Annotated in this window: 22 protein-coding genes and 1 pseudogene; 17 read left to right on the top strand and 6 right to left on the bottom strand. The window is 71.3% G+C overall.

The window, feature by feature from the left end:
* The first annotated feature begins 198 nt into the window (after positions 1-198).
* Positions 199-1,710, top strand: coding sequence for a hypothetical protein (locus FNV62_RS28850; RefSeq protein WP_143627599.1), 1,512 nt, complete (start codon positions 199-201; stop codon positions 1,708-1,710).
* 76 nt (positions 1,711-1,786) lie between these two features.
* Here FNV62_RS28850 and FNV62_RS28855 read toward each other — a convergent pair whose 3' ends face one another.
* Both FNV62_RS28855 and FNV62_RS28860 read right to left on the bottom strand, forming a co-directional pair.
* A complete protein-coding gene (locus tag FNV62_RS28855) occupies positions 1,787-3,121 on the bottom strand; it encodes a PH domain-containing protein (RefSeq protein WP_097285694.1) in 1,335 nt (444 codons plus the stop codon).
* Positions 3,118-3,633: a PH domain-containing protein gene (locus tag FNV62_RS28860; RefSeq protein ID WP_054237490.1), complete on the bottom strand. Its 516-nt coding sequence runs from the start codon at positions 3,631-3,633 to the stop codon at positions 3,118-3,120. The genes FNV62_RS28855 and FNV62_RS28860 overlap by 4 nt, the downstream gene beginning before the upstream one ends.
* A gap of 31 nt (positions 3,634-3,664) precedes the next feature.
* On the opposite strand from FNV62_RS28860, the gene FNV62_RS28865 reads away from it, so the two are divergent.
* The gene (locus tag FNV62_RS28865) at positions 3,665-4,816 is read left to right on the top strand and encodes an NADH-quinone oxidoreductase subunit D (protein WP_143627601.1); all 1,152 of its coding nucleotides are present in this window, start codon (positions 3,665-3,667) and stop codon (positions 4,814-4,816) included.
* Here the strand turns inward: FNV62_RS28865 and FNV62_RS28870 are convergent.
* Positions 4,781-5,926, bottom strand: a complete 1,146-nt coding sequence (locus FNV62_RS28870) for an SAM-dependent methyltransferase (RefSeq protein ID WP_143627603.1) — start codon at positions 5,924-5,926, stop codon at positions 4,781-4,783. The two genes, FNV62_RS28865 and FNV62_RS28870, sit on opposite strands and share 36 nt — an antisense overlap.
* A 142-nt stretch (positions 5,927-6,068) precedes the next feature.
* Here FNV62_RS28870 and FNV62_RS28875 point away from each other — a divergent pair, with 142 nt between their 5' ends.
* The 3 genes from FNV62_RS28875 (at position 6,069) to FNV62_RS28885 (ending at position 8,743) form a co-directional block, all read left to right on the top strand.
* On the top strand, positions 6,069-7,274 hold the full coding sequence (locus FNV62_RS28875; protein WP_054237493.1) for a sensor histidine kinase: 1,206 nt from the start codon (positions 6,069-6,071) through the stop codon (positions 7,272-7,274).
* 70 nt (positions 7,275-7,344) lie between these two features.
* A complete protein-coding gene (locus FNV62_RS28880) occupies positions 7,345-8,016 on the top strand; it encodes a response regulator transcription factor (protein ID WP_054237494.1) in 672 nt (223 codons plus the stop codon).
* A 94-nt stretch (positions 8,017-8,110) separates the two neighbouring features.
* Entirely contained in the window at positions 8,111-8,743 is a 633-nt protein-coding gene (locus tag FNV62_RS28885; RefSeq protein WP_054237495.1) for an AAA family ATPase, read from the top strand.
* Between the two features lie 72 nt (positions 8,744-8,815).
* Here FNV62_RS28885 and FNV62_RS28890 read toward each other — a convergent pair whose 3' ends face one another.
* On the bottom strand, positions 8,816-9,922 hold the full coding sequence (locus tag FNV62_RS28890) for a DUF5937 family protein (protein WP_054237496.1): 1,107 nt from the start codon (positions 9,920-9,922) through the stop codon (positions 8,816-8,818).
* Between the two features lie 167 nt (positions 9,923-10,089).
* Here FNV62_RS28890 and FNV62_RS28895 point away from each other — a divergent pair, with 167 nt between their 5' ends.
* Positions 10,090-10,308: a hypothetical protein gene (locus tag FNV62_RS28895; protein WP_143627605.1), complete on the top strand. Its 219-nt coding sequence runs from the start codon at positions 10,090-10,092 to the stop codon at positions 10,306-10,308.
* 62 nt (positions 10,309-10,370) lie between these two features.
* On the opposite strand, the pseudogene FNV62_RS28900 reads toward FNV62_RS28895, so the two are convergent.
* Positions 10,371-11,570, bottom strand: a pseudogene (locus FNV62_RS28900) (threonine aldolase family protein).
* Positions 11,571-11,783: 213 nt separating this feature from the next.
* On the opposite strand from FNV62_RS28900, the gene FNV62_RS28905 reads away from it, so the two are divergent.
* The 10 genes from FNV62_RS28905 to FNV62_RS28950 all read left to right on the top strand — a co-directional run bounded on the left by FNV62_RS28905 (position 11,784) and on the right by FNV62_RS28950 (position 20,401).
* The gene (locus FNV62_RS28905; protein WP_054237499.1) at positions 11,784-12,716 is read left to right on the top strand and encodes a Rossmann-like and DUF2520 domain-containing protein; all 933 of its coding nucleotides are present in this window, start codon (positions 11,784-11,786) and stop codon (positions 12,714-12,716) included.
* Positions 12,713-13,705 (top strand): pantoate--beta-alanine ligase, encoded by a 993-nt coding sequence (panC, locus tag FNV62_RS28910; protein WP_144315691.1) that lies wholly within the window; start codon positions 12,713-12,715, stop codon positions 13,703-13,705. Before FNV62_RS28905 ends, panC begins: the two co-directional genes overlap by 4 nt.
* A complete protein-coding gene (locus FNV62_RS28915) occupies positions 13,702-15,486 on the top strand; it encodes an L-aspartate oxidase (protein ID WP_097285700.1) in 1,785 nt (594 codons plus the stop codon). The genes panC and FNV62_RS28915 overlap by 4 nt, the downstream gene beginning before the upstream one ends.
* 5 nt (positions 15,487-15,491) lie before the next feature.
* Complete coding sequence (nadC, locus tag FNV62_RS28920) at positions 15,492-16,502, top strand: carboxylating nicotinate-nucleotide diphosphorylase (protein WP_143602509.1); 1,011 nt, start codon at positions 15,492-15,494, stop codon at positions 16,500-16,502.
* Between the two features lie 5 nt (positions 16,503-16,507).
* Positions 16,508-17,305: a type III pantothenate kinase gene (locus FNV62_RS28925; RefSeq protein ID WP_054237503.1), complete on the top strand. Its 798-nt coding sequence runs from the start codon at positions 16,508-16,510 to the stop codon at positions 17,303-17,305.
* Positions 17,306-17,790: 485 nt separating this feature from the next.
* On the top strand, positions 17,791-18,414 hold the full coding sequence (locus FNV62_RS28930) for a hypothetical protein (protein ID WP_097289120.1): 624 nt from the start codon (positions 17,791-17,793) through the stop codon (positions 18,412-18,414).
* A 13-nt stretch (positions 18,415-18,427) separates the two neighbouring features.
* On the top strand, positions 18,428-18,607 hold the full coding sequence (locus tag FNV62_RS28935; RefSeq protein ID WP_054237505.1) for a hypothetical protein: 180 nt from the start codon (positions 18,428-18,430) through the stop codon (positions 18,605-18,607).
* A 178-nt stretch (positions 18,608-18,785) separates the two neighbouring features.
* Positions 18,786-19,283 carry a BlaI/MecI/CopY family transcriptional regulator gene (locus FNV62_RS28940; RefSeq protein WP_240361515.1) on the top strand — a complete coding sequence of 166 codons (498 nt, stop codon included), beginning with the start codon at positions 18,786-18,788 and terminating at the stop codon, positions 19,281-19,283.
* A gap of 9 nt (positions 19,284-19,292) precedes the next feature.
* Complete coding sequence (locus tag FNV62_RS28945; protein WP_054237507.1) at positions 19,293-19,838, top strand: amino-acid N-acetyltransferase; 546 nt, start codon at positions 19,293-19,295, stop codon at positions 19,836-19,838.
* Positions 19,839-20,065: 227 nt separating this feature from the next.
* Positions 20,066-20,401: a histone-like nucleoid-structuring protein Lsr2 gene (locus tag FNV62_RS28950; RefSeq protein ID WP_054237508.1), complete on the top strand. Its 336-nt coding sequence runs from the start codon at positions 20,066-20,068 to the stop codon at positions 20,399-20,401.
* 34 nt (positions 20,402-20,435) lie between these two features.
* On the opposite strand, the gene FNV62_RS28955 is transcribed toward FNV62_RS28950, so the two are convergent.
* Complete coding sequence (locus tag FNV62_RS28955) at positions 20,436-21,116, bottom strand: SCO3374 family protein (RefSeq protein ID WP_143627610.1); 681 nt, start codon at positions 21,114-21,116, stop codon at positions 20,436-20,438.
* Positions 21,117-21,546: 430 nt separating this feature from the next.
* On the opposite strand from FNV62_RS28955, the gene FNV62_RS28965 reads away from it, so the two are divergent.
* Positions 21,547-24,072 carry an ATP-dependent Clp protease ATP-binding subunit gene (locus FNV62_RS28965; RefSeq protein ID WP_054237510.1) on the top strand — a complete coding sequence of 842 codons (2,526 nt, stop codon included), beginning with the start codon at positions 21,547-21,549 and terminating at the stop codon, positions 24,070-24,072.
* Positions 24,073-24,082: the final 10 nt, after the last annotated feature.

Raw genomic sequence — 24,082 nt, forward strand, 5'->3', positions numbered from 1 at the left:
GGAGTCCCTCGAATCTCTCGAATCACGCGAACTCAAGGGAATTGATCAACAAGTAGCCGCTGTGCGGGGCAAGCGGGAGCCCTTGTGGGACAAGGAGTTGCCCTTATAGGCGGCTGAGGCGGTGTGAAGCCCCTGGGGTGGCCGTGTTTTTACCGGGCGGGGCTCCAAGATTCCCCTACGCGCGGTAAGTTTCTGGCCATGCCACGTGGACGTCACCGCCATTCCCCACCTCTGCACCGGCTGCTGCCTCCTTCGGCGATCGCAGGCGTCTCGCTCGTCTGCGCCGCGGGGCCCTGGCTGTTCACGGAACCAACGGTGCTCCGCGCCCTGGCCGCGGCCGCCGCGGTGACCGCCGTCGTGGGCGGCGTCGTCATGCGCCGCTGGGACACGGCGGCGGGCAAGCGTGTCGCGGACCTCACGCGCGCGCGGGCGAGTGACGAGTGGCGTCACGAGGAGCGCGTCGCCGAGCTCGAGACCGACCTCGACGAGTCGCGCGAGCTGCGCACCAAGCTGGAGCACAAGCTGCGCGCGAAGCGGGCGGAGCTGGCGGGCCTGCGCAACGAACACGCGGCACTGCTTCGGCGGTACGCCACGGCGGAGACCGAGCGGGCGAGCGCCCTGGAGGGTCGCCGGCTGCTCGAGATCGAGACGGTTGCCCCCGCTCGCGCGTTGACCGCCGCGACGGAGACCGTGGAGTCAGCGGAATCCGTGGACGCCGTGGACGCCGTGGACGCCGTGGACTCGGCGGAGCCGGAGGCTCTCGAGGACGTGGCAGCCACGGACGAGGACAGGAACGAGGGCACGGGCGGTGACACCGACGACGGTGTCACCGTCGGCGACGTGACCACCGTAGAGGCGGAGAGCGCCTCCGAGGAGCCGACGGACGCGCCCGAGTCTCCCCAGGTCTTCTCCCCGGCCGGGTCGTCGCTCTTCCTGCGCGCCGACGCCGCGCTGAGCCGGATCACGCACGGCGACGCGGCGACCGACGTCTCCGACGCGGACGCTGAACCGGGCACCGACCCGGACACCGATCCGGACGACGACGCGAAGCCCGGCGCCGAATCCGAAGCCGAAGTCGACACCGAAGCCGATTCCGTTTCCGATTCCGAAGCCGAGGTCGAAACCGGGACCGCATCGGACTCCGAGGCTGATGCCGCCGCCTCCGGTTCCGACGAGCGCGAGCCCTCCGAAGGAGAGTCCGCCGAAGGAGGGGCCGCCAAAGGAGATTCCGACAAAGGGGAACCCCCGACGGACGGCCCTCCGAAGGGCAACCGCCCCCTGACCGACGCCAAGACGGCGGCGCTGCCCGTCCCCGCCGCACGCGCGGCGTCCGTCGAGGCGGAGCCGGCCGCCCCGGCGGCCCACCCCGTGAAGCCGACGAAGCCCGCCCGTGCCTCCGGGCACTTCACCGTGCCGACCGCGGTGGCCGTCGCCCCGGCCGCGCCCGTGCGGCGCCCCTCGGTCGAGGGTGGGTTCGACTTCTTCGGTACGCAGAAGGGGGCGTCCTCGGCCGCCATGGACGCCATGCAGAACGAGGACCTCGCGGACGTGGTCGGACAGGAGGCGCTCGCCCTGCACAAGGCCGAGGCCGAGTCCGGGTTCAAGCCCGTCGACGAGGGTTCCCGCGGTGTCGGTCAGGTCATCGACCTGACCGCGCACGACGAGACCGAGCACATCGACCTGACGGAGCTGCGGACCGCGGCCTCCTGAGGCGCCTGTACGGGTACGTGGGTACGTGGCTCACGCGGACGAGGGCAGTGGCTCGGGCCACTGCCCTCTCGCCGTCTCAGGCCATCCAGCGGTCCGGCCGGGCCTCGCGCCGCCCCGTCCGTGACCGGTCGGCCTGCGCCTGAAGAAGCTCCGCGGCCTCCGCGGCGTCCCGCAGCCGCGCCGTCACCGTCTGGTTGGCCCCCGTGTCCACATGGACGTCGGCGACGCCCCTGAAGCGCTCCCAGGGCCCCTGCGTCAGCCGTACGCTCTGCACCTTCGCGTGCGGCACGAGCGACAGGCGGCGGCGCAGCAGTCCGTGACGCGCCGCGAAGACGGTGTCGGTGACGGCGAGCCCGTACCCCCGCCACCACAGCGGCACGCACCACCAGGCCCGGCGCGGCGGCCGGGACAGGGTGGACGGCACCGTCACCCCGGGCAGCACCCTCGCGATCACCGACTCGGCGGCCTCGCGCGGAGCGACGGGCACGAGGACGGAGTTCGAGGACCCCGCCACGTCGAGTTCCACCCGTACCCAGCCGCGTCGCCGCCACAGCAGCGGTTCGACGATCCGTACGGTCTGCACGCGTCCGGGCGGCACCGTCTCGTGCGTACGGTCGAGGAGGCCGTGGTCGATGCGGAGCCCGTCCGGCGACTCGCCCACCGTCCAGTCGTACTCGCCGACGAACCGCCCCACGCTGCTCGCGCCCGCGGCGCCGAGCAGCGGCACCCCGGTGGCGAGGACCGTCCACACGCTGTGGGTGGCGAACCACAGGAACGGGGGCACGACGAGGGCGGCGGCCAGGGAACCCCAGGTGGCGCCGGTGAGGAGGAGGGAGACGGCGAGGAAACCCGCCGGCACGTGCAGGAGCTGCCGTACCGGCGCCTCGCCGACCTCGTGAGCCGTCTCGGGGGCGAAACCGGCGGCGCGGGCGAGGAGTTCGGCGCGCAGGGCGCGGGCATCGTCCTCGCCGAGATAGGCGAGTTCGTCCTTCTTGTCCGTTCCTATGACGTCGAGTTTGAGCTTGGTGACGCCCGCGACGCGGGCCAGCAGCGGCTGGGTGACGTCGACGGCCTGCAGCCGGTCGAGCCGGATGTGCGCGGTGCGCCGGAACAACAGGCCGGTACGGATGCGCAGTTCGGTCTCGGTCACCGCGAAGTGCGTGAACCACCAGCTCAGAAAGCCGTAGAGGGCGGCCGCCGGGACGATGACGGCGAGCCCGATGAGCAGCGCGGTCGTCGTCAGCCTGGTCAGCTGCTCCTGCGCCTGGTTGGGGTCGTGCACGGCCCAACCGGCGACCACGGCGACCGGCGCCCAGGCGCGCCGGAACGGTGTCACCGGGTGCAGCCGCCGCTCCACCAGCGGCTTCCGCTCCCGTATGACGTCCTCGGTGTCGGGCGCCGGCGTGTTCACAGCCCCGCCGATCGGGCCTCGCCCAGCTCGGTCAGCCGGTCACGCAGCCGCTCGGCCTCGGTCGGGTCCAGGCCCGGGATGCACGCGTCCGTCGCGGCGGCCGCCGTGTGCAGCTGCACGCTCGCCAGCCCGAAGTGCCGCTCCACGGGCCCGGAGGTCACCTCCACCAGCTGCATCCGCCCGTACGGCACCACGGTCTCCTCGCGGAACAGCACACCGCGGCTGATCAGCAGGTCGTCCGCGCGCTCTGCGTACCGCCAGGAGCGCCAGTTGCGCCCCAGCATCCCCCAGCCCCACACCAGCAGGGCGAACGGCAGCAGCGCGAAGGCCGCCCAGACGGCGCCCGCGAACACCGCGAGAAGCACCCCCAGGACGATCGTCAGCAGTCCCAGCCACACCACCAGCAGCAGCCGGCGCATCCGCAGCAGTCCCGGCGGCAGCCCGGTCCAGACCGGCTCCGCCGCCGTGCTTCCCACGGTGTTTCCCGCGGTCTCCGCGCTCCCCGTATCCATGCCGCAAGGGTACGTACGACAGACTGTCCCCATGACTCCTCCTACGGAGACCATGGTCGGTATCGGCGGTGCCGCGGAGAGCACCGACATGGTGCTCAACATCGGACCCCAGCACCCGTCCACGCACGGGGTGCTGCGGCTGAAGCTGGTCCTGGACGGTGAGCGGATCCAGCACGCGGAGCCGGTGATCGGCTATATGCACCGCGGCGCGGAGAAACTCTTCGAGGCGCGCGACTACCGCCAGATCGTCATGCTCGCCAACCGCCACGACTGGCTCTCCGCCTTCTCGAACGAGCTGGGCGTGGTCCTCGCCGTGGAGCGGATGCTCGGCATGGAGGTCCCCGAGCGCGCGGTGTGGATGCGGACCCTCCTCGCGGAGCTCAACCGGGTCCTGAACCACTTGATGTTCCTGGGCTCGTACCCCCTGGAGCTGGGCGGGATCACCCCGATCTTCTACGCCTTCACGGAGCGCGAGGAACTCCAGCACGTCATGGAGGAGGTCTCCGGCGGGCGCATGCACTACATGTTCAACCGCGTCGGCGGCCTCAAGGAGGACCTCCCGGCCGGCTGGACCACCCGCGCGCGCGACGCCGTCACGGCCCTGCGCTCGCGGATGGGTGTGTACGACGACCTGGTGCTCGGCAACGAGATCTTCCGGGGGCGTACGCGGGGCGTGGGCGCCCTCGCGCCGGAGACCGTGCACGCCTACGGAGTGAGCGGGCCCATCGCGCGCGCCTCGGGCGTCGACTTCGACCTGCGCCGGGACGAGCCGTACCTCGCCTACGGGGAGCTCCAGGACACCCTGAAGGTCGTCACCCGCCAGGAGGGCGACTGTCTGGCCCGCTTCGAGTGCCTCCTGGGGCAGACGCACAACGCGCTCGACCTCGCGGACGCCTGTCTCGACCGGCTCGCGGACCTTCCGCCCGGGCCGATCAACCAGCGCCTCCCGAAGGTCCTGAAGGCGCCCGAGGGGCACACCTACGCCTGGACCGAGAACCCCCTCGGGATCAACGGCTACTACCTGGTCAGCAAGGGCGAGAAGACCCCGTACCGGCTGAAGCTGCGCTCGGCCTCGTTCAACAACATCCAGGCGCTGGTGGAGCTGCTGCCCGGGACGCTGGTCGCGGACATGGTGGCGATCCTGGGGTCACTGTTCTTCGTGGTCGGGGACATCGACAAGTAGGCCGTCGGCCGGTGAATCGTCGGCAAGGGGGCTGTCGACCATCGGGTTTGGAATTCCAACCGGCTGGAGCAGCCAGCCGAAGTCGCCCAGGCCGCCGGTCGCGGTGAGTTCGGCGGCTTCCCCCGCGCCCGCCAGAGCGCGCACGTAGGCGGTGGGGTCCGTGGCGGCGAGTGAGAGCGCCGGCCGGGCGCCGCTCACGCCGAGCGCGCGCAGGGCCGCCCGCTGGGTCACCACGCGCCCTCCGGGCAGCGCGCACGCGTCCAGTGCCACATGCGCCGTGATGTCGCACGAACCGTCCGGCACGGGCGCCGTCTCCCTGCCCTCGCGGAAGCCGGTGAGTGTCCCGAAGGGCGGTCGCGCGGCGGCGAAGTGCGCGTAGTCGACGGCGACGGCGAGGCCCCGGTCCAGGGAGGCGACGGCACCGGCCCAAGCGGTGTCTCTAGGGAGACCGATCTCGGCGCGGGCTCCCTCGAAGGGCATCTCTTCGGGCGTCTCCTCGGAAGGCACGTCATCGGAAGGCCCCTCTTCGGAGGGCGCCCCTGGGAAAGACACCTCTTCGGAGGCCAGTGGCCACCACCTCCGCAGCCACTGCGCCTCCGCCCCGGCCACGGGCTCACCCAGGCGCTCGGCCCCGTCGTCGTCCCGTACGAGAACCAGCCGGGGTACGCCCGTCGCGTCCACCTCCGCCACCTCCACCGGCACGTTGTCCAGCCACTCGTTGGCGAACAGCAGCCCGGTGATCCCCTTCGGGGGCTGGGTGAGCCACTCGATCCGGTGATCGAGCGCAGCGGGGCGGTCGGCGCGTTCGACGGCGTACCCGCGCACGCGGGAGGCCACTTCGGCGGGGAGCGCGGCGAGGACACCGGTCACCAGCTCACCGCGGCCAGCCGCCATGTCGACGAAGGCGAGCTCGGCGGGGCGGCCGAGGGCCTCGTCGACCCGGCACAGCAGCCGGGCCACGGCCGCGGCGAACAGCTGGGACGCGTGCACCGATGTACGGAAGTGGCCGGCCGGCCCCTCGGGCCCGCGATAGAAGCCGGAGGGCCCGTACAGGGCCTCCTCCGTCGCCTCGCGCCAACCTCGCCACTCACCCGTCCCCACGCGCCTCACCGGGCCAGCCTAGGCCCCCCTGAAAGACGGGCCTTAGCCGTCTCGGGCGGGGGAGCATCCACCTTGGGGAGTACGAGCGCCCCTTGCGGATCGACCCTCCGGTTGACCCCTGCACACTGCATGCTTCCCTACGCTGGGTTACGTGCAGCGCCTCTATGACTTTCTCCGCAGGCACCCGACGTGGGTCGACAGCTTCTGGGCCGTCGTCCTGCTCGGGATCTCCGGCGTGAGCCTGACCAACGTCAACGGCGCCGCCGATCAGCGCGGGTCGCTCGCCGCGGCGCTCCCGATCGCCGTCGTACTGAGTGCGGTCGTCGCGCTGCGCCGCCTCATGCCCGAGAAGATGCTGGTCCTGGCCGCAATGGTCGGTATCGCACAGGTCGTCCTGGATGTCCCGCCGGCGCCCGGGGACTTCGCGATGCTGGTGATCATCTACACCGTCGCCGCGGACGGTGCCCGCTGGGCTTCGCGCCTCGGGCTGATCGGCGGCCTCTGCGCGGCGACCGTCGGGCAGCTCCGCTGGCCGCTCCGGGATCAGGGCCCGCTGGGCGCCGTCCTGATAGTGATCTTCCAGACGGTTCCGTTCGCGCTCGCCTGGGTGCTCGGCGACTCCATCCGCACCCGCCGCGCCTACCTCGCCCAGTTGGAGGAGCGCGCCGCCCGTCTGGAGAAGGAGCGCGAGGCGCAGGCCAAGGTGGCCGTCGCGGCCGAGCGCGCCCGGATCGCCCGCGAACTGCACGACGTGGTCGCGCACAACGTCTCGGTGATGGTGGTCCAGGCGGACGGTGCCGCCTACGTCATGGACGCCGCCCCCGAGCAGGCCAAGAAGGCCCTCGAGACCATCTCCGGGACCGGTCGCCAGGCCCTCGCCGAGATGCGCCGCCTGCTCGGCGTGCTGCGCACCGGCGAGCACCAGGAGAGCGGTGAGTACGTGCCGCAGCCCGACGTCGAGCAGCTCGACGACCTCATCGAGCAGTGCCGCACCTCGGGCCTGCCCGTCGACTTCAAGGTCGAGGGCACCCCGCGCCCGCTGCCCAGCGGGGTGGAGCTCACGGCGTACCGCATCGTCCAGGAGGCGCTCACCAACACGCGCAAGCACGGTGGCCCCAACGCGGGCGCGAGCGTGCGCCTGGTCTACTTCGACGACGGGCTCGGGCTGCTCGTCGAGGACGACGGCAAGGGCGCGCCCCACGAGCTGTACGAGGAGGGCGGCGCCGACGGCCAGGGACACGGCCTGATCGGGATGCGCGAGCGCGTCGGTATGGTCGGAGGCACTCTGGACGCGGGGCCGCGCCCCGGTGGAGGCTTCCGCATCAGCGCCCTGCTGCCGCTCAAGTCGGCTCACTGACACCTGTAACGACACCTTTTGGTCAGTTCCAAATACTTTTTGACCGTTGATGGAGAGGGAAGAGACCCCGATGGCGATCCGCGTGATGCTCGTCGACGACCAGGTGCTGCTGCGCACCGGCTTCCGGATGGTGCTCGATGCCCAGCCGGACATGGAGGTCGTGGCCGAGGCGGGCGACGGCGTCGAGGCCCTCCAGGTCCTGCGGTCGACCGCGGTCGACGTGGTGCTGATGGACGTACGCATGCCGAAGCTGGACGGGGTGGAGACCACCCGCCGCATCTGCTCGGACCCCAACCCTCCGAAGGTGCTGATCCTCACCACCTTCGACCTCGACGAGTACGCCTTCTCCGGGCTGAAAGCGGGCGCCTCCGGCTTCATGCTCAAGGACGTGCCGCCCGGCGAGCTGCTCACCGCCATCCGCTCCGTGCACAGCGGCGACGCCGTGGTCGCGCCCTCCACCACCCGGCGCCTGCTCGACCGGTTCGCGCCGATGCTGCCCCACGCCGGCAAGGAGCCCCAGCACAAGGAGCTGGAGCGGCTCACCGACCGTGAGCGCGAGGTGATGGTGCTGGTCGCGCAGGGTCTGTCGAACGGCGAGATCGCGGCCCGTCTCGTGCTGTCCGAGGCCACCGTGAAGACGCATGTGGGGCGCATCCTGACCAAGCTGGGGCTGCGGGACCGGGTGCAGGTGGTGGTTCTCGCGTATGAGACGGGGCTCGTGCGGGCGGGCGGGCAGCGTTGATCCGGGGCGGGCACCGCTGATCCGGGCCGACGGGCCGGCGAGGCGATCGTGGGTGCGTGACCGGGGCGTGACCGGGGCCCACTAGGGTCTGCGCATGCTCCTGTGGATCAACGGCCCCTTCGGGGGCGGCAAGACACAGACCGCACACGAGATCCAGCGACGGCTGCCCGGCAGCGTCGTCTGCGACCCGGAACACGCCGGCTTCGGCCTGCGCCGCATGCTGCCGCCCGAACTGCGCGGGGACTTCCAGGACTTGGCGTCCTGGCGGCAGGGTGTGGTCGAGGTGCTCGACCTCGCCCTCGGCAAACACGACGGCGTGGTCATCGTCCCCATGACGGTCACCAACGCCCGCTATTTCGAGGAGACGGTCGGGCGACTGACCGAACTGGGTCACGATGTTCGGCACTTCGCCCTCCTCGCCGAGCGCGAGACCGTATTGAAGCGGCTGCGCGAGCGCGGCTTCGGACACCTTCTTCAGTACGTCGCCGGGAAGGACGCCCCGTTGCGGCACGAGAGTTGGGCCGTGCGACAACTCGACGACTGCCTGGAGCGGCTGCGTGAGCCGGAGTTCGCGGAGCACCTGTGGACCGATCACACGACGGTCGCCAAGACGGCCGACCGGATCGCCGTGCTCGCGGGGCTGACGCTGACGCCGAACAAGGACGGGGCGGTGCGGGGACGGCTGCGGCGGGCGTGGACCGGCGCCAAGCACATCCGGTTCGACTGAGCCTCCGGAGCGCCGGACAAGGGCCGTCGAGCTCGACAGGGAGCCGTCGAACTCGACAGGGGTCCGCCGGGCTCAGCGCAGGATGCCCTCCAGGAAGTCGCTGCCCAGCCGGGCCACGACGCTGACGTCCAGCTGGTGCAGCACGTACCGCCCGCGGCGTCTCGTGGTGATCAGGCCCGCCTTCTTGAGCACGCCCAGGTGCCGGGATATCTCCGGGGCCGTCATCCCGTTCACCTGCGCCAGCTCGCCCGTGGTGAACGCGCTGCGGGCCAGGCTGCGGCAGATCCGCATCCGGACCGGATGGGACAGCGCGGTCATCCGCAGGGTCAGCTGCTCCAGCGAGAACGGTGCCGCGAGCTCCGGGGAACCGACCGGGTAGTGCAGCACCGGCTGCCAGCCGTAACGATGCAGCACCATCAGGTGCGGCCAGCCGAGACTGGTCGGCACGAGGAGAAGCCCGCCCTCCCCGGTGGCCGTCTGGCCCTGGCCCAGCTTGTCGACCGTGATCGTCCGGCCTGTCTCGTCCAGCGTCACCGCCGGGGACACCGAGGCCATGGCCTCGGCCAGGCCCTTGTGCCGCAGGAGGTCCGTCTTGTGGCGGGCGTCCGCCGCGAGCTGGTGGCGCAGCCGGGACCAGGTCTCGGCGAAGAAGGCCTCGTCGCAGTCCTCCAGGAACTGCCGCAGCCATGCCCGGATCTGCGGCGGATCGTCCAGCAGCCGCTTGCTGAAGCGCACCTGCTGGGGTCCGCGCGCGGCGGCCAGCTCCAGCGCGCGCTGCTGCAGCTCGGGGTCGGAGAGCGTGTCCCGGCACGGCGCCGCGTACGGAAGCGCGCAGGTGAACTCCAGGGCGGCGTCCACGAACTGCTCGTCGGTCAGCTTGTCCAGCAGGTCCAGCTCCTCGGCGAGCGTGGCGCCGGGGAGCGTGGTCCTGCCGGGAATCCCCGCGTACGGCAGGAACAGGTCCGAGAACGTCGTCCGCCACAGGAAGTCGGCCTCGCACATCCGGTCCGCGAGATGCGAGTCGAGCCGGGCGGTGACGCCGGTCGCCCAGCCCTGCAGCCCGGGGTGGTGACCCGGCTCGGACAGCGCGTGCAGCGCCATGCAGAGCTCGGCCAGGGGCGACGGCACGACGGAGATCCGCTCCTGCCGCAGCCCGGTGACATCGATGTGCACGCTCATGACCTCATGGTGCACCCCGCCACCGACAACGCCGCCGTCGATTGACGGCGACCGTCAATCGGGGCGACAGCCACCGAGGACGGGCGCAATCTGGGACGACCGGGGCAACCGCGGGCCTTCGGACTTCCCTCCCGTCGCGCGTTTCCCGTCCCGAGAGGCGATGAGCCATGAGCATCACCCAGCAGTACTTTCTCGACACCTACCGGGCCCGTCGCCACGGCGAGCCGGCCCCTCCGGCGCCCGGCGCGCACGACTGGCAGGTAGCGCGCGAGCTGCGCGACCTCCGGCGGTTCCGGGCGGTCGTGGCGGGCCGCCCGGCCCACGGGCGGATACGCCGGGCCCTGGGCCGGCGGCTGCGCGGACGGCGCCCGCACCCGGGCTGCTGACCTCCGTGCGGGTCGCGCAGGTTTCCGTGCGGGGCCGGCCGGTCGCCGGGCGCCGCGTGCGGTCAGACGGGCAGTCGCTCGACGAACTCCCGGACCGCCGCCCGTACGTCCTGCGCCGTCCACTCCAGAGCGGGCGCCGCCACCGTGACCTCGGTGAGCGCGAGACCCGGACCGCCCCGCATCCAGCTCTGGGAGAAGAGCGAGGTCTTCGTCTCCTCGGTCTGCCGCAGCGCCGCGTCCGTGAGGACGTCCGGGTCGTACGGCAGTCAGACCTGGAACTGGTGGGTGTGCGGCTCTTCCGGGTGGACGCGCGCCCAGGGGACCTTGGCCTCCGTGAAACCCTCGCGCAGGGCTGCGGCGACCACGCGCGCGTGGGCCACGTACTCCGGCAGCCGGGGCAGCTCCCGGTCCAGGCCGATGAGCGCGGCGAGCGCCGTGGGGAACTGCTGGAGGATCATGCCGCCGTACCGGTGCCGCCAGGTCTTCGCCTCGTCGATCAGCGTCTTCGGGCCCGCGATCACCGCCCCGCCGAAGCCTCCGAGCGACTTGTAGAACGACACGTAGACGCTGTCAGCGAGGCCCGCGATCTCGTCCAACGGGCGGCCGAAGTGCGAGGTGCACTCCCACAGGCGGGCCCCGTCGAAGTGGACCACCGCGTCACGATCCCGGGCGGCCTCCACGACCTCGGAGAGTTCCTCCCAGGAGGGCAGCACAAAACCGGCGTCCCTGAGCGGCAGTTCGAGCAGCAGCGCCCCGAAGGGCTCCTCGAAGTCCCGTACCTCCTGGGCCGTGGGCAGCCGGGGCTCGTCGGTCACCCGCACCGGGCGCAAGCCGCTGACCTGGCTGAACGCCTGCCGTTCATGGACCTCGGGGTGGCCGAGCGCATGGAGTGCGACGGTCGGGTTCCCGGTACGGCCCGCCCAGCAGCGCAGGGCGACCTGCTGGGCCATGGTGCCGGTGGGGAAGAAGGCGGCCGCTTCCTTGCCGAGCAGGCCCGCGACCCGCTCCTCCAGGGTCTCGACGATCTGGCCGCCGTACATGTCGACGGGCCGGTCGAGGTCGTACACGCCCTCGGCGCCGTCGTTCAGCCAGGCCAGCCGTTCCCGGACCGTGTGCTGGTGGCTGGGCTGCCACAGCACGCGCCGGGCCGCCCGCAGCGCGGCACTCCGCCGCTCCCGCAGCCGCTCGGCCGCCTCTTCCGGATCCTGGCCCGCGCCCTCCGGGCCCTGCCCCGCCGTCTCCGGGTCCTGTCCCACCGTCATCGGGTCCTGTCCCGCCGCCGTTTCCGCCGTATCGCTCATCCCCGGATGATGTCGCGCGCGGCCCCGCCTCGGCATCCTCGTTTTCCGCACCCTCCGCGACCTGCGGAAACCCACAACCTGTGGACAACGAAAACGACGCTCGAACCAATCGCGTTAACATGACGAGAAATCGTCCGGTACCCCGAGCGGACTGGAACGGAAGGCCGCCGTCGAGTGAGTACATTCCCCCAGCCAGACCCCAAGGACCGCCCCGCGCGGCTCACCGTCGGCGTTGTCGGCGCGGGCCGGGTCGGCCCCGCCCTCGCTGCGGCGCTCCAGCTCGCCGGGCACCGCCCGGTGGCCGTCTCCGGGGTCTCCGACGCCTCCAGGCGGCGGGCCGCGCTGCTCCTGCCCGACGTGCCGCTGGTCTCCCCGGCGCAGGTCCTGGAGCGCTCCGACCTGGTCCTGCTGACCGTCCCGGACGACGCCCTGCCCGGGCTCGTCGAGGGGCTCGCCGAGACGGGCGCCATCCGGCCCGGACAGCTGCTCGTGCACACCTCCGGGCGGTACGGCGCGCGGGTGCTCGACCCGGCGCTCAGGGCGGGCGCCCTGCCGCTCGCGCTGCACCCCGCCATGACGTTCACCGGCACCCCCGTGGACGTGCAGCGGCTCGCCGGATGCTCCTTCGGGGTCACCGCGCCCGAACAGCTGCGCCTGGCCGCCGAGGCCCTGGTGATCGAGATGGGCGGCGAGCCCGAGTGGATCGCCGAGGAGTCCCGCCCGCTCTACCACGCGGCCCTCGCGCTCGGCGCCAACCACCTGGTGACCCTGGTCGCCGAGTCCATGGAACTGCTGCGCACCGCCGGCGTGGAGGCCCCGGACCGGATGCTCGGCCCGCTGCTCGGCGCCGCCCTCGACAACGCCCTCAGGTCGGGCGACGCCGCCCTCACGGGGCCCGTCGCGCGCGGAGACGCCGGCACGGTCGCCGCGCACGTCGCCGAACTGCGCAAGCACGCCCCGGGGACCGTCGCCGGCTATCTCGCGATGGCCCGCGCGACCGCCGACCGGGCGCTGGCCCACGGCCTGCTGAAGCCGGAACTCGCCGAGGACCTCCTCGGGGTACTCGCCGACGGCGCGACCCTGCCCGACGACGGGAGCGACCGATGACCACCACCCTGCTGCGCACCGCCGACGAGCTGCACGCGCGCGTACGGCGCGGCAGCCGGGCCGTCGTGATGACCATGGGCGCCCTGCACGAGGGCCACGCCACGCTGATCCGCGCCGCCCGCGAGATCGCCGGGTCCGAGGGCGAGGTCGTCGTCACGGTCTTCGTGAACCCGCTCCAGTTCGGCGTGGGCGAGGACCTCGACCGCTACCCGCGCACCCTCGACGCCGACCTCAAGATCGCCGAGGAGGCGGGCGCGGACGCCGTGTTCGCCCCCTCCGTGGACGAGGTCTACCCCGGCGGCGACCCCCAGGTCCGCCTCTCCGCGGGTCCCATGGGCGAGCGCCTGGAGGGTGCCGTGCGCCCCGGTCACTTCGACGGCATGCTCACCGTCGTCGCCAAGCTGCTGCACCTCACCCGGCCCGACGCCGCGCTGTTCGGGCAGAAGGACGCCCAGCAGCTCGCCCTGATCCGCCGCATGGTGCGCGACCTGAACTTCGGCGTGGAGATCGTCGGCGTGCCCACCGTGCGCGAGGAGGACGGGCTCGCCCTCTCCAGCCGCAACCGGTACCTCTCGCCCGAGGAGCGGCGCACCGCGCTCGCCCTCTCGCAGGCCCTTTTCGCGGGCCGCGACCGGCACGCCGCCCAGGAGGCCCTGCGCGCCCGGGCCCGCGAGGTGCCCGCCACACGCGCGCGTGCCGAGGCGCTGAGCGCGATCGGCGAATCCCGCGCCGCCGCCGACGCGCACGCGGTCGCCAAGGCCGTACCCGGCGCCCCCGCCGCCGTCCGCGCCGCCGCCCGCCTCGTCCTGGACGAGGCCGCCCGCCTCCAGCCGCCGCTGGTCCTGGACTACCTGGCGCTGGTCGATCCGTCCGACTTCACCGAGATCGAGGACGACTTCACCGGCGAGGCGGTCCTCGCCGTCGCCGCCCGGGTCGGGACGACCCGCCTCATCGACAACCTCCCCCTCACCTTCGGAGCCGCCTCGTGACCGCCACAGGCACAGGTACACCTACGGGTACTGGCATACGACTGCACGCACCCGCCCCCGGCTGGGCCCTCACCGCGGACGTGGTGGTCGTCGGCTCCGGCGTCGCGGGCCTCACCGCGGCGCTGCGCTGCGAGGCCGCGGGTCTGCGGACCGTCGTCGTCACCAAGGCCCGCCTCGACGACGGCTCCACGCGCTGGGCACAGGGCGGCATCGCCGCGGCCCTCGGCGAGGGCGACACCCCCGAGCAGCACCTCGACGACACCCTGGTGGCGGGCGCGGGCCTGTGCGACGAGGACGCCGTACGCATCCTCGTCACCGAGGGCCCCGACGCCGTACGCCGCCTGATCGAGACCGGCGCCCACTTCGACGAGTCCACCGAAGGCGAGCTGGCACTCGCCCGCGAGGGCGGTCACCACCGCCGTCGCATCGCGCACGCCGGCGGCGACGCGACCGGCGCCGAGATCTCCCGGGCCCTCGTCGAGGCGGTACGCGCGCGCGGCCTGCGCACGGTCGAGAACGCGCTCGTCCTGGACCTCCTCACGGACTCCGACGGACGCACCGCGGGTGTGACCCTCCACGTCATGGGAGAGGGCCAGCACGACGGCGTGGGAGCCGTCCACGCCCCCAACGTGGTCCTCGCCACCGGCGGCATGGGCCAGGTCTTCTCCGCGACCACCAACCCGTCGGTCTCCACGGGCGACGGCGTGGCACTCGCCCTGCGCGCGGGCGCCGAGGTCTCCGACCTCGAATTCGTCCAGTTCCACCCGACCGTGCTCTTCCTCGGCCCGGACGCCGAGGGCCAGCAGCCGCTGGTGTCGGAGGCGGTACGCGGCGAGGGCGCCCACCTGGTCGACGCGGACGGCGTGCGCTTCATGGTCGGCCAGCACGAGCTGGCCGAACTGGCGCCCCGGGACATCGTCGCCAAGGGCATCATGCGGCGCATGCAGGAGCAGGACGCCGAGCACATGTACCTCGACGCCCGGCACTTCGGCGCCGACATGTGGGAGCACCGCTTCCCGACCATCCTCGCCGCCTGCCGTGCCCACGGCATCGACCCGGTCACCGAGCCCGTCCCGGTCGCCCCGGCCGCCCACTACGCCTCCGGAGGCGTCCGCACGGACGCCCGCGGCCGCACCACGGTGCCCGGCCTCTACGCGTGCGGCGAGGTCGCCTGCACCGGCGTCCACGGCGCCAACCGGCTCGCCTCCAACTCCCTCCTGGAGGGTCTCGTCTACGCCGAGCGCATCGCCGCGGACATCGCGCGGAGCCGCTCGGAAAACGGCCTCCACGCGCGCGTGCCCGTACCGGTCCCGCACCCCGAGAAGCCGGCCCACCCCCTGCTCGCCCCCGAGGCCCGGTTCGCGATCCAGCGGATCATGACGGAGGGCGCCGGTGTGCTGCGCTCCGCCGAGTCCCTCGCGACCGCCACCGGCCGGCTCCAGCAACTCCACACCGACGCCCGCGACGCCCTCGACGAGAACGGCAAGACCTCCGAGCCCGGCGTCGACACCTGGGAGGCCACCAACCTCCTGTGCGTGGCCCGGGTCCTGGTCGCGGCCGCGCGCCTGCGCGAGGAGACTCGTGGCTGCCACTGGCGCCTGGACCACGCCGACCGCGACGACGCCGACTGGCGCCGCCACATCGTCGTACGGCTGAATCCCGACCGCACGCTGGCCGTACACACCACGGACACCGCAGACTTCCCCCCGACCCTCCAGCAGACCCCCGGCTCCCCCCGACCAGGGGGGACCCCCGTGCCCCAGCGCCTTCAGGAGCAGTGACAGCAGTGAGCACCCCCGACCTTCCCCTCGTCCAGAGCGGCGGCTGCGGCGACGGCTGCGGCTGCGGCGCCGAAGCGGACGACGACGCGTACATGGAGTGCGGTCTCGACCCCGCGCTCGCCCAGCTCCTCGCCGACGCCGGGCTCGACCCGCTGGAGGTCGAGGACATCGCGAACGTCGCCATCCAGGAGGACCTCGACCACGGCGTGGACGTGACGACCGTCGCGACCATCCCCGAGGACGCCGTCTCCACCGCCGACTTCGTCGCCCGTGACGCGGGCGTCGTCGCGGGCCTGCGGGTGGCCGAGGCGGTCATCTCCGTGGTCTGCACCGACGAGTTCGAGGTGGAGCGGCACGTCGAGGACGGCGACCGGGTCGAGGAGGGCCAGAAGCTCCTCAGCGTCACCACCCGCACCCGTGACCTCCTGACCGCCGAGCGCAGCGCGCTGAACCTGCTGTGCAGGCTGTCCGGCGTCGCGACCGCCACACGCGCGTGGGCGGACGCCCTGGAGGGCACCAGCACCCGCGTGCGCGACACCCGCAAGACGACGCCGGGCCTGCGCGCCCTGGAGAAGTTCGCGGTGCGCATGGGCGGCGGCGTCAACCACCGCATGTCGTTGTCGGACGCGGCGCTGGTCAAGGACAACCACGTGGTCGCCGCCGGCGGGGTCGCCCAGGCCTTCGAGGCCGTCCGCGAGGCCTTCCCGGAGGTGCCGATCGAGGTCGAGGTCGACACGCTGCACCAGCTGCGCGAGGTCGTGGACGCGGGCGCCGACCTGATCCTTCTCGACAACTTCACGCCCGTCGAGTGCGAGGAGGCGGTGGCCATCGTGGAGGGCCGAGCGCTCCTCGAAGCCTCGGGGCGGCTCACGCTCGCCAACGCCGGGGTGTACGCGAAGACCGGCGTCGACTTCCTGGCCGTGGGCGCGCTGACCCACTCCTCGCCGATCCTGGACATCGGCCTCGACCTGCGCGAGGCGTCGACGGACCAGGCCTCGACGGACGAGGCGGAGTAGGACCCATGCTGCTCACCATCGATGTCGGCAACACGCACACCGTCCTCGGTCTCTTCGACGGCGAGGAGATCGTCGAGCACTGGCGCATCTCCACGGACGCCCGCCGCACCGCCGACGAGCTCGCCGTGCTCCTCCAGGGCCTGATGGGCATGCATCCGCTGCTCGGCGAGGAACTGGGCGACGGCATCGACGGCATCGCGATCTGCGCCACCGTCCCGTCCGTACTGCACGAACTGCGCGAGGTGACCCGCCGCTACTACGGCGACGTGCCCGCCGTGCTGGTCGAGCCCGGCGTCAAGACCGGCGTGCCGATCCTCACGGACAACCCCAAGGAGGTCGGCGCGGACCGCATCATCAACTCGGTCGCCGCCGTCGAGCTCTACGGGGGGCCGGCGATCGTCGTCGACTTCGGTACGGCGACCACTTTCGACGCGGTGAGCGCGCGGGGTGAGTACGTCGGCGGTGTCATCGCGCCCGGGATCGAGATCTCCGTGGACGCGCTCGGGGTCAAGGGGGCCCAGCTGCGTAAGATCGAGGTGGCTCGGCCGCGGGCGGTCATCGGCAAGAACACCGTCGAGGCGATGCAGTCCGGGATCATCTACGGGTTCGCGGGGCAGGTCGACGGGGTCGTCAACCGGATGGTGCGCGAGCTGGCGGAGGATCCCGACGATGTCACCGTCATCGCTACGGGTGGGCTGGCGCCGATGGTTCTCGGCGAGTCCTCCGTCATCGACGAGCACGAGCCGTGGCTCACGCTGATCGGCCTGCGCCTGGTCTACGAACGCAACGTGTCCCGCACCTGACTCCCTTCGCCCCCCATCCCCAGGGGCTCCGCCCCCGGACCCCCGCATCGCCCGAAGGGCTCGTCCTCAAACGCCGGACGGGCTGAGTGATACGGGCCCGGGGGGCGGGTGGACCGGGGGGTATCGGCCTCCGGTCTCGTCTTCAATCGCCGGACGAGCCGAGGCTCTCAGGGGCGCGGGGAACTGCGCGCCGAGCCCCCACCGGCCGTCGGGCGAACGAACTCGGGCAGGCGGGGAATGGGGGGCGAAGTCCCCGCCCTGGGGGCGGGGGAACCGCGCGAGCAACCCCCGCCGTCCCGCAGGCGAAGGGATCGGGTGGAGGGGGTTCGGGGCGGAGCCCCGGCAGGGGGTGCCGTGGGGGACAGTCACCCCCGGATCGAACCCCCCGCCGACCCCCGGAGGGACACGCGCAGACGCTATGCGGATTTTGTCTGATTAGCGCGTATCGTCGCCGCATGCCCACGCCCTACGGATCCCGCGGCGGCATGGCGTTCGGAGCACAGGAGCTGCGTGTGCTCCGTCGCGCTCTCGCCCTCGCCCTCCACCCCACCCCCGCCTCGGCCGAAGACGTCCAGGACTGCCTCCGTCTCGCCGAGTCCGTCGACGAGGCGGCCCGCGAGGGAGCCAGGCTCAGGGCCTTCCTGCTGGCCGACCTCGCCCGCTACCGGGCCGCCCTGCCCGGCACCGCCGCGGGCTATCTCGTCCTCCTGGAGGAGGCGCTCGGCTCGGGCTACCGTCCCGACCCGGACGACCTCTCGGCGCTCCGGGCGCTGCGCGGCAACCCCACTGCCGCCGCTCTCCTGGACCGCTGCGCGACCCTCGCCGAGCAGGGCGTCCGCACCCGCCTCGCGGGCTGCGGCACCACACCCACGGTCCCCGCCTCCCGTACCCGCCTGACGGCCCTGCCCGGCGGCCTGGCCGCGCTCTCGGCCTCGGAGGAACCCGTGAAGAAGCCCGCGGGCAACCCCGCCGCCGAGCCGCGGCCGCAGTCCCCGGCCAAGGGCCCGCGCCCGGACCGTCCCATCCCGACCCCGGGCGAGGTCTTCCCGCCGAAGCGCAAGCCCGCGCCGCCACCGGCGAACCCGCCGCAGCAACTCGCCGCGGGCTAGCTACTCTGGGGGCATGGACTATGTCTCCGCGCTGGTGCCCCCCGTAGTGATGGCCGTGTTCTTCATCGGGTTGATCGTGACGATCGTGAAGACCCAGGGCGGGGCCAACAAGTCCAAGGAGGACGCGGTCGTCGACGCCGCCCTCGCGCGCGCGGAGAGCGCCCGCCAGGCCTCCCCCGACGCCAAGGCCTGAGGCGACACCAAGGTCACATGCCCCGGCCGACGCGGCCCGCGTCCCCGCCGGGGCACTCGTCGGCGTACGACTCATACGTTCTCATACGTTTTTCGAGTCGTACGCCCTTTTTGTTGGTGATCTCCCACTATTGTTCTGAGCTGTGCCTCGCCCATTGGGAGAACTCGAAGACGCGGTCATGACGCGGGTGTGGAAGTGGAACCGCCCGGTGACCGTTCGAGAAGTCCTGGAAGACCTTCAGCAGGAACGGTCCATCGCGTACACCACGGTGATGACCGTTTTGGACAATCTCCATCAGAAGGGCTGGGTGCGCAGGGAGGCGGAAGGCCGGGCCTATCGATATGAGGCGGTCTCGACGCGTGCCGCCTACTCGGCCGCACTGATGAACGACGCGTGGTCCCAGAGCGACAACCCCGCCGCCGCTCTCGTCGCCTTCTTCGGCATGATGAGCCAGGAACAGCGGCGCGCGCTGCGGGATGCCGTACACATCGTGCAAGGGCCTGAAGAAGGCCCCGAACAAGGCGCGGACAGCGGCGAAACACGTGTAACCCCTGACGCCGCCGACGAGAAGCGGGTCGAGAAGCCCGACGAGAAGCCCGTCGAGGCGTCGGGTGAGAAGCAGGGTGAGAAGCCGGGCGAGAACCCCGACTCCGGCCCGGGCGGCACCGGGCGATAGCGTCCGCCCATGCCAGCAGAGCATCCAGCACCTCGTCCCGAAGACACCGCAAAAGCCGTCACCGTCCGGCGGGCCAGGACCAGTGATGTCCCGGCCGTGCGCCGCCTCCTCGACGCGAACGTCCGCCGTAGCATCCTGCTCGACAAAGCGACGGTGACGCTTTACGAGGACATCCAGGAGTTCTGGGTCGCGGAACGCGACGACAACGCCGAGGTGGTCGGCTGTGGTGCGCTGCACGTCATGTGGGAAGACCTCGCGGAAGTCCGCACTCTCGCGGTGAACCCCGCGGTCAAGGGCGTCGGCGTCGGTCATCAGTTGCTGGAGAAGTTGCTGCAGACCGCCCGCTGGCTCGGCGTTCGCCGGGTTTTCTGTCTGACCTTCGAAGTCGACTTCTTCGCGAAGCACGGCTTCGTGGAGATCGGCGAGACGCCCGTCGACAGGGATGTCTACGCGGAGCTGCTGCGTTCCTATGACGAGGGCGTCGCGGAGTTCCTCGGTCTCGAACGAGTGAAACCGAACACCTTGGGCAACAGCCGGATGCTTCTGCATCTGTGATCGCCGGCGACTATTCCGTCCGACCGCCTTGCCCGCGTTCCCTATGTCCGAAACGCGCACGTTTCCGGTCTTCCAGCGGCCCCCGAGTCTCACCCAGGGGTTTGTGTTTTTCCAGCAAAAGCGGTTTGCTTTCCGACGTACTGCAGTACTGCATATAACAGGGGACGTGAAACAGCGGCACACGCCGCAGGCCCTCGACCCTCAAGTTATCGATGAAAGGAAATCCGGTGGCACAGAAGGTTCAGGTCCTTCTTGTCGACGACCTCGACGGTGGCGAGGCGGACGAGACCGTGACGTTCGCGCTGGACGGCAAGACGTACGAAATCGATCTCACGACCGCCAATGCGGACAAGCTCCGTGGCCTTCTCGAGCCCTACGTGAAGGGTGGTCGTCGTACCGGAGGCCGCGCTGCGGGGGGGCGTGGAAAGGCGCGTGTCGCTTCCGGTGGCAGCCAGGACACCGCACAGATCCGCGCGTGGGCGAAGGAGAACGGTTACGAGGTCAACGACCGTGGCCGCGTTCCGGCGTCAATTCGCGAGGCCTACGAGAAGGCCAACGGCTGAGTCGAGGCCCATGGCCCAGTTGCCCAGCCAAGGTCTACGAGTAGGCCGGCGGCTGGGCGCACGCGCGTCGCAGCCGGATCCGGTGGCACTGTGTCGCCACCGTGTCCACGAGTCGTACGAGATCGGGGGCGCCCCCACCGCCCCCCACGGCCGACAGAGTCGGCAACGAGGGTTCCACCTCGCACCCCGGCTCGGGGGGCCGCAGCCAGACGGCGGCCCCCTGTGGACCGGACCCGCCGGGCCCCTCCGTCCCCGCCCCGTCCGCGGTGAGTAGCCCCTCGGACGCCCCTTCGGGCACCCCCGGCGGCAGCGGAGCCTCGATGCTCCCGCCCGCGTCGATCGCCGTGAGATCGAGCGCCAGAGCGCCCCACTCCAGCCAGTCGAGCAGCCCCGGCAGTTCCTCCGCGCTTCCCGCGGCCACCAGCAGCCACATCCGCTTCCCGTGCCGAGCCGGCCATTTCTCACGCCGAGCCGCCGGATCCCCACACGGTGCCGATCGGCTTGCGTGCAGTGCCACCGGAGAGGTCGGTCCCAGGTGTCGCAGGGCTCTGACACCCGCCTCCGCAGGGATGTCCAGGACGTCGAAGCGCAGGCCGGCGGCCAGTCGTAGCGGCGAACCGGGCACTGTCGCCCAGCCGAGTTCGTTCTCGTACCACTGCCGCACCGGGTCGCTCGGGTGGAGCGGGCGGCGGGGGAGGGGGACAGTGGGAAGCATGTCAGGAGCAACCGTCGGAAGGGCTCCAGAGTTACGCTGGGTGTTTCATCATGTGCGCTGAGTATCGAAAGAAGAGGCGTGTAGGGGCGATCGGTGGCGCAAGGATGTTCGCCCATAGCGGAGGGAACCGGTGCGCGCGGCATGGAGTGTCAGTGCGTACGGGTAAGACATCCCTAGTGGGAAGGGCGACACGCATGGCTCGGGCATCTCACGTTCGCCATCGGCGTACAGCTGGAGAGGGTATCTGCCTGGCCTGCGGGAACATCGTCTCGCACCATCAGGTTGGACAGGATGTCGGCGTTCGGGGTCAGGAGGCCAAGGACGGTGTCGGCAGTTGGAATGAGCGGTCCCCGCTTGCGGGACTAAGCTGCGGAAGGACAGGGAGGGGAGCGTCCCCTTACTGCCTGACCGCTCTGAGGAGCGATTAACGATGTTCGAGAGGTTCACCGACCGCGCGCGGCGGGTTGTCGTCCTGGCTCAGGAAGAAGCCCGGATGCTCAACCACAACTACATCGGCACCGAGCACATCCTCCTGGGCCTGATCCACGAGGGTGAGGGTGTCGCCGCTAAGGCCCTGGAGAGCCTCGGGATTTCGCTCGAGGCGGTCCGCCAGCAGGTGGAGGAGATCATCGGGCAGGGGCAGCAGGCCCCGTCCGGGCACATCCCCTTCACCCCCCGTGCCAAGAAGGTCCTGGAGCTCTCGCTCCGCGAGGCCCTTCAGCTGGGCCACAACTACATCGGCACGGAGCACATCCTGCTCGGCCTGATCCGAGAGGGCGAGGGCGTCGCCGCCCAGGTCCTGGTCAAGCTGGGCGCAGACCTCAACCGGGTGCGGCAGCAGGTCATCCAGCTGCTCTCCGGCTACCAGGGCAAGGAGACCGCCACCGCCGGCGGTCCTGCCGAGGGCACCCCCTCCACGTCCCTGGTCCTCGATCAGTTCGGCCGGAACCTCACCCAGGCCGCTCGTGAGTCCAAGCTCGACCCGGTCATCGGGCGCGAGAAGGAGATCGAGCGGGTCATGCAGGTGCTGTCCCGCCGGACCAAGAACAACCCGGTCCTCATCGGCGAGCCCGGCGTCGGCAAGACCGCCGTCGTCGAGGGCCTGGCGCAGGCCATCGTCAAGGGCGAGGTGCCCGAGACCCTCAAGGACAAGCACCTCTACACCCTCGACCTGGGCGCGCTGGTCGCCGGTTCCCGCTACCGCGGTGACTTCGAGGAGCGGCTGAAGAAGGTCCTCAAGGAGATCCGCACCCGCGGCGACATCATCCTGTTCATCGACGAGCTGCACACGCTCGTGGGTGCGGGTGCCGCCGAGGGCGCCATCGACGCGGCGTCGATCCTGAAGCCGATGCTGGCCCGCGGTGAGCTCCAGACCATCGGTGCGACGACCCTGGACGAGTACCGCAAGCACCTCGAGAAGGACGCGGCCCTCGAGCGCCGCTTCCAGCCGATCCAGGTGGCGGAGCCTTCCCTCCCCCACACGATCGAGATCCTCAAGGGCCTGCGCGACCGCTACGAGGCGCACCACCGGGTCTCCATCACGGACGAGGCGCTGGTCCAGGCCGCCACCCTGGCCGACCGGTACATCTCGGACCGATTCCTGCCGGACAAGGCGATCGACCTCATCGACGAGGCCGGATCCCGGATGCGCATCCGCCGGATGACCGCGCCGCCGGACCTCCGCGAGTTCGACGAGAAGATCGCGGGCGTCCGCCGCGACAAGGAGTCGGCCATCGACTCCCAGGACTTCGAGAAGGCGGCCTCTCTCCGCGACAAGGAGAAGCAGCTGCTGGCGGCGAAGGCCAAGCGTGAGAAGGAGTGGAAGGCCGGCGACATGGACGTCGTCGCCGAGGTCGACGGCGAGCTGATCGCCGAGGTCCTCGCGACCGCGACCGGCATCCCCGTCTTCAAGCTGACCGAGGAGGAGTCCTCGCGTCTGCTGCGCATGGAGGACGAGCTCCACAAGCGGGTCATCGGCCAGAAGGACGCCGTCAAGGCGCTCTCGAAGGCGATCCGTCGTACGCGCGCCGGTCTGAAGGACCCGAAGCGTCCGGGTGGTTCGTTCATCTTCGCGGGCCCGTCCGGTGTCGGTAAGACCGAGCTGTCCAAGGCCCTCGCCGAGTTCCTCTTCGGTGACGAGGACGCGCTGATCTCCCTCGACATGTCGGAGTTCAGCGAGAAGCACACGGTGTCGCGTCTCTTCGGTTCGCCCCCCGGATACGTGGGCTACGAAGAGGGCGGTCAGCTGACGGAGAAGGTGCGGCGCAAGCCGTTCTCGGTGGTCCTCTTCGACGAGGTCGAGAAGGCTCACCCGGACATCTTCAACTCGCTGCTGCAGATCCTGGAGGACGGTCGTCTGACCGACTCCCAGGGCCGGGTCGTGGACTTCAAGAACACGGTCATCATCATGACGACCAACCTCGGCACGCGGGACATCTCGAAGGGCTTCAACCTGGGCTTCGCGGCCACGGGTGACACGAAGTCGAACTACGAGCGCATGAAGAACAAGGTCTCGGACGAGCTCAAGCAGCACTTCCGCCCCGAGTTCCTCAACCGCGTCGACGACGTGGTCGTCTTCCCGCAGCTGACGCAGGAGGACATCCTCAAGATCGTCGACCTGATGGTCGGCAAGGTGGACGAGCGCCTCAAGGACCGGGACATGGGCATCGAGCTCTCCCAGTCCGCCAAGGAACTGCTGTCCAAGAAGGGTTACGACCCCGTCCTGGGCGCGCGGCCGCTGCGTCGCACGATCCAGCGCGAGATCGAGGACACGCTCTCGGAGAAGATCCTCTTCGGCGAGCTGCGCCCCGGTCACATCGTGGTCGTCGACACGGAGGGCGAGGGCGACACCAAGACCTTCACCTTCCGCGGTGAGGAGAAGTCGGCGCTGCCCGACGTCCCGCCGATCGAGCAGGCCGCGGGTGGGGCAGGACCCAACCTGAGCAAGGAGGCGTAGCGCTCGGCGC

The organism is Streptomyces sp. RLB3-17, assembly GCF_007113425.2.
GTDB lineage: Bacteria > Actinomycetota > Actinomycetes > Streptomycetales > Streptomycetaceae > Streptomyces > Streptomyces mirabilis_D.

Excerpts from the sequence above, each read along its gene's own strand:
- FNV62_RS28850 (WP_143627599.1), top strand. The coding sequence starts at position 199 with ATGCCACGTGGACGTCACCGCCATTCCCCACCTCTGCACCGGCTGCTG.
- FNV62_RS28860 (WP_054237490.1), bottom strand. The coding sequence starts at position 3,633 with ATGGATACGGGGAGCGCGGAGACCGCGGGAAACACCGTGGGAAGCACG.
- FNV62_RS28865 (WP_143627601.1), top strand. The coding sequence starts at position 3,665 with ATGACTCCTCCTACGGAGACCATGGTCGGTATCGGCGGTGCCGCGGAG.
- FNV62_RS28880 (WP_054237494.1), top strand. The coding sequence starts at position 7,345 with ATGGCGATCCGCGTGATGCTCGTCGACGACCAGGTGCTGCTGCGCACC.
- FNV62_RS28885 (WP_054237495.1), top strand. The coding sequence starts at position 8,111 with ATGCTCCTGTGGATCAACGGCCCCTTCGGGGGCGGCAAGACACAGACC.
- FNV62_RS28890 (WP_054237496.1), bottom strand. The coding sequence starts at position 9,922 with ATGAGCGTGCACATCGATGTCACCGGGCTGCGGCAGGAGCGGATCTCC.
- FNV62_RS28895 (WP_143627605.1), top strand. The coding sequence starts at position 10,090 with ATGAGCATCACCCAGCAGTACTTTCTCGACACCTACCGGGCCCGTCGC.
- panC (WP_144315691.1), top strand. The coding sequence starts at position 12,713 with ATGACCACCACCCTGCTGCGCACCGCCGACGAGCTGCACGCGCGCGTA.
- FNV62_RS28925 (WP_054237503.1), top strand. The coding sequence starts at position 16,508 with ATGCTGCTCACCATCGATGTCGGCAACACGCACACCGTCCTCGGTCTC.
- FNV62_RS28930 (WP_097289120.1), top strand. The coding sequence starts at position 17,791 with ATGGCGTTCGGAGCACAGGAGCTGCGTGTGCTCCGTCGCGCTCTCGCC.
- FNV62_RS28935 (WP_054237505.1), top strand. The coding sequence starts at position 18,428 with ATGGACTATGTCTCCGCGCTGGTGCCCCCCGTAGTGATGGCCGTGTTC.
- FNV62_RS28940 (WP_240361515.1), top strand. The coding sequence starts at position 18,786 with ATGACGCGGGTGTGGAAGTGGAACCGCCCGGTGACCGTTCGAGAAGTC.
- FNV62_RS28945 (WP_054237507.1), top strand. The coding sequence starts at position 19,293 with ATGCCAGCAGAGCATCCAGCACCTCGTCCCGAAGACACCGCAAAAGCC.
- FNV62_RS28955 (WP_143627610.1), bottom strand. The coding sequence starts at position 21,116 with ATGCTTCCCACTGTCCCCCTCCCCCGCCGCCCGCTCCACCCGAGCGAC.
- FNV62_RS28965 (WP_054237510.1), top strand. The coding sequence starts at position 21,547 with ATGTTCGAGAGGTTCACCGACCGCGCGCGGCGGGTTGTCGTCCTGGCT.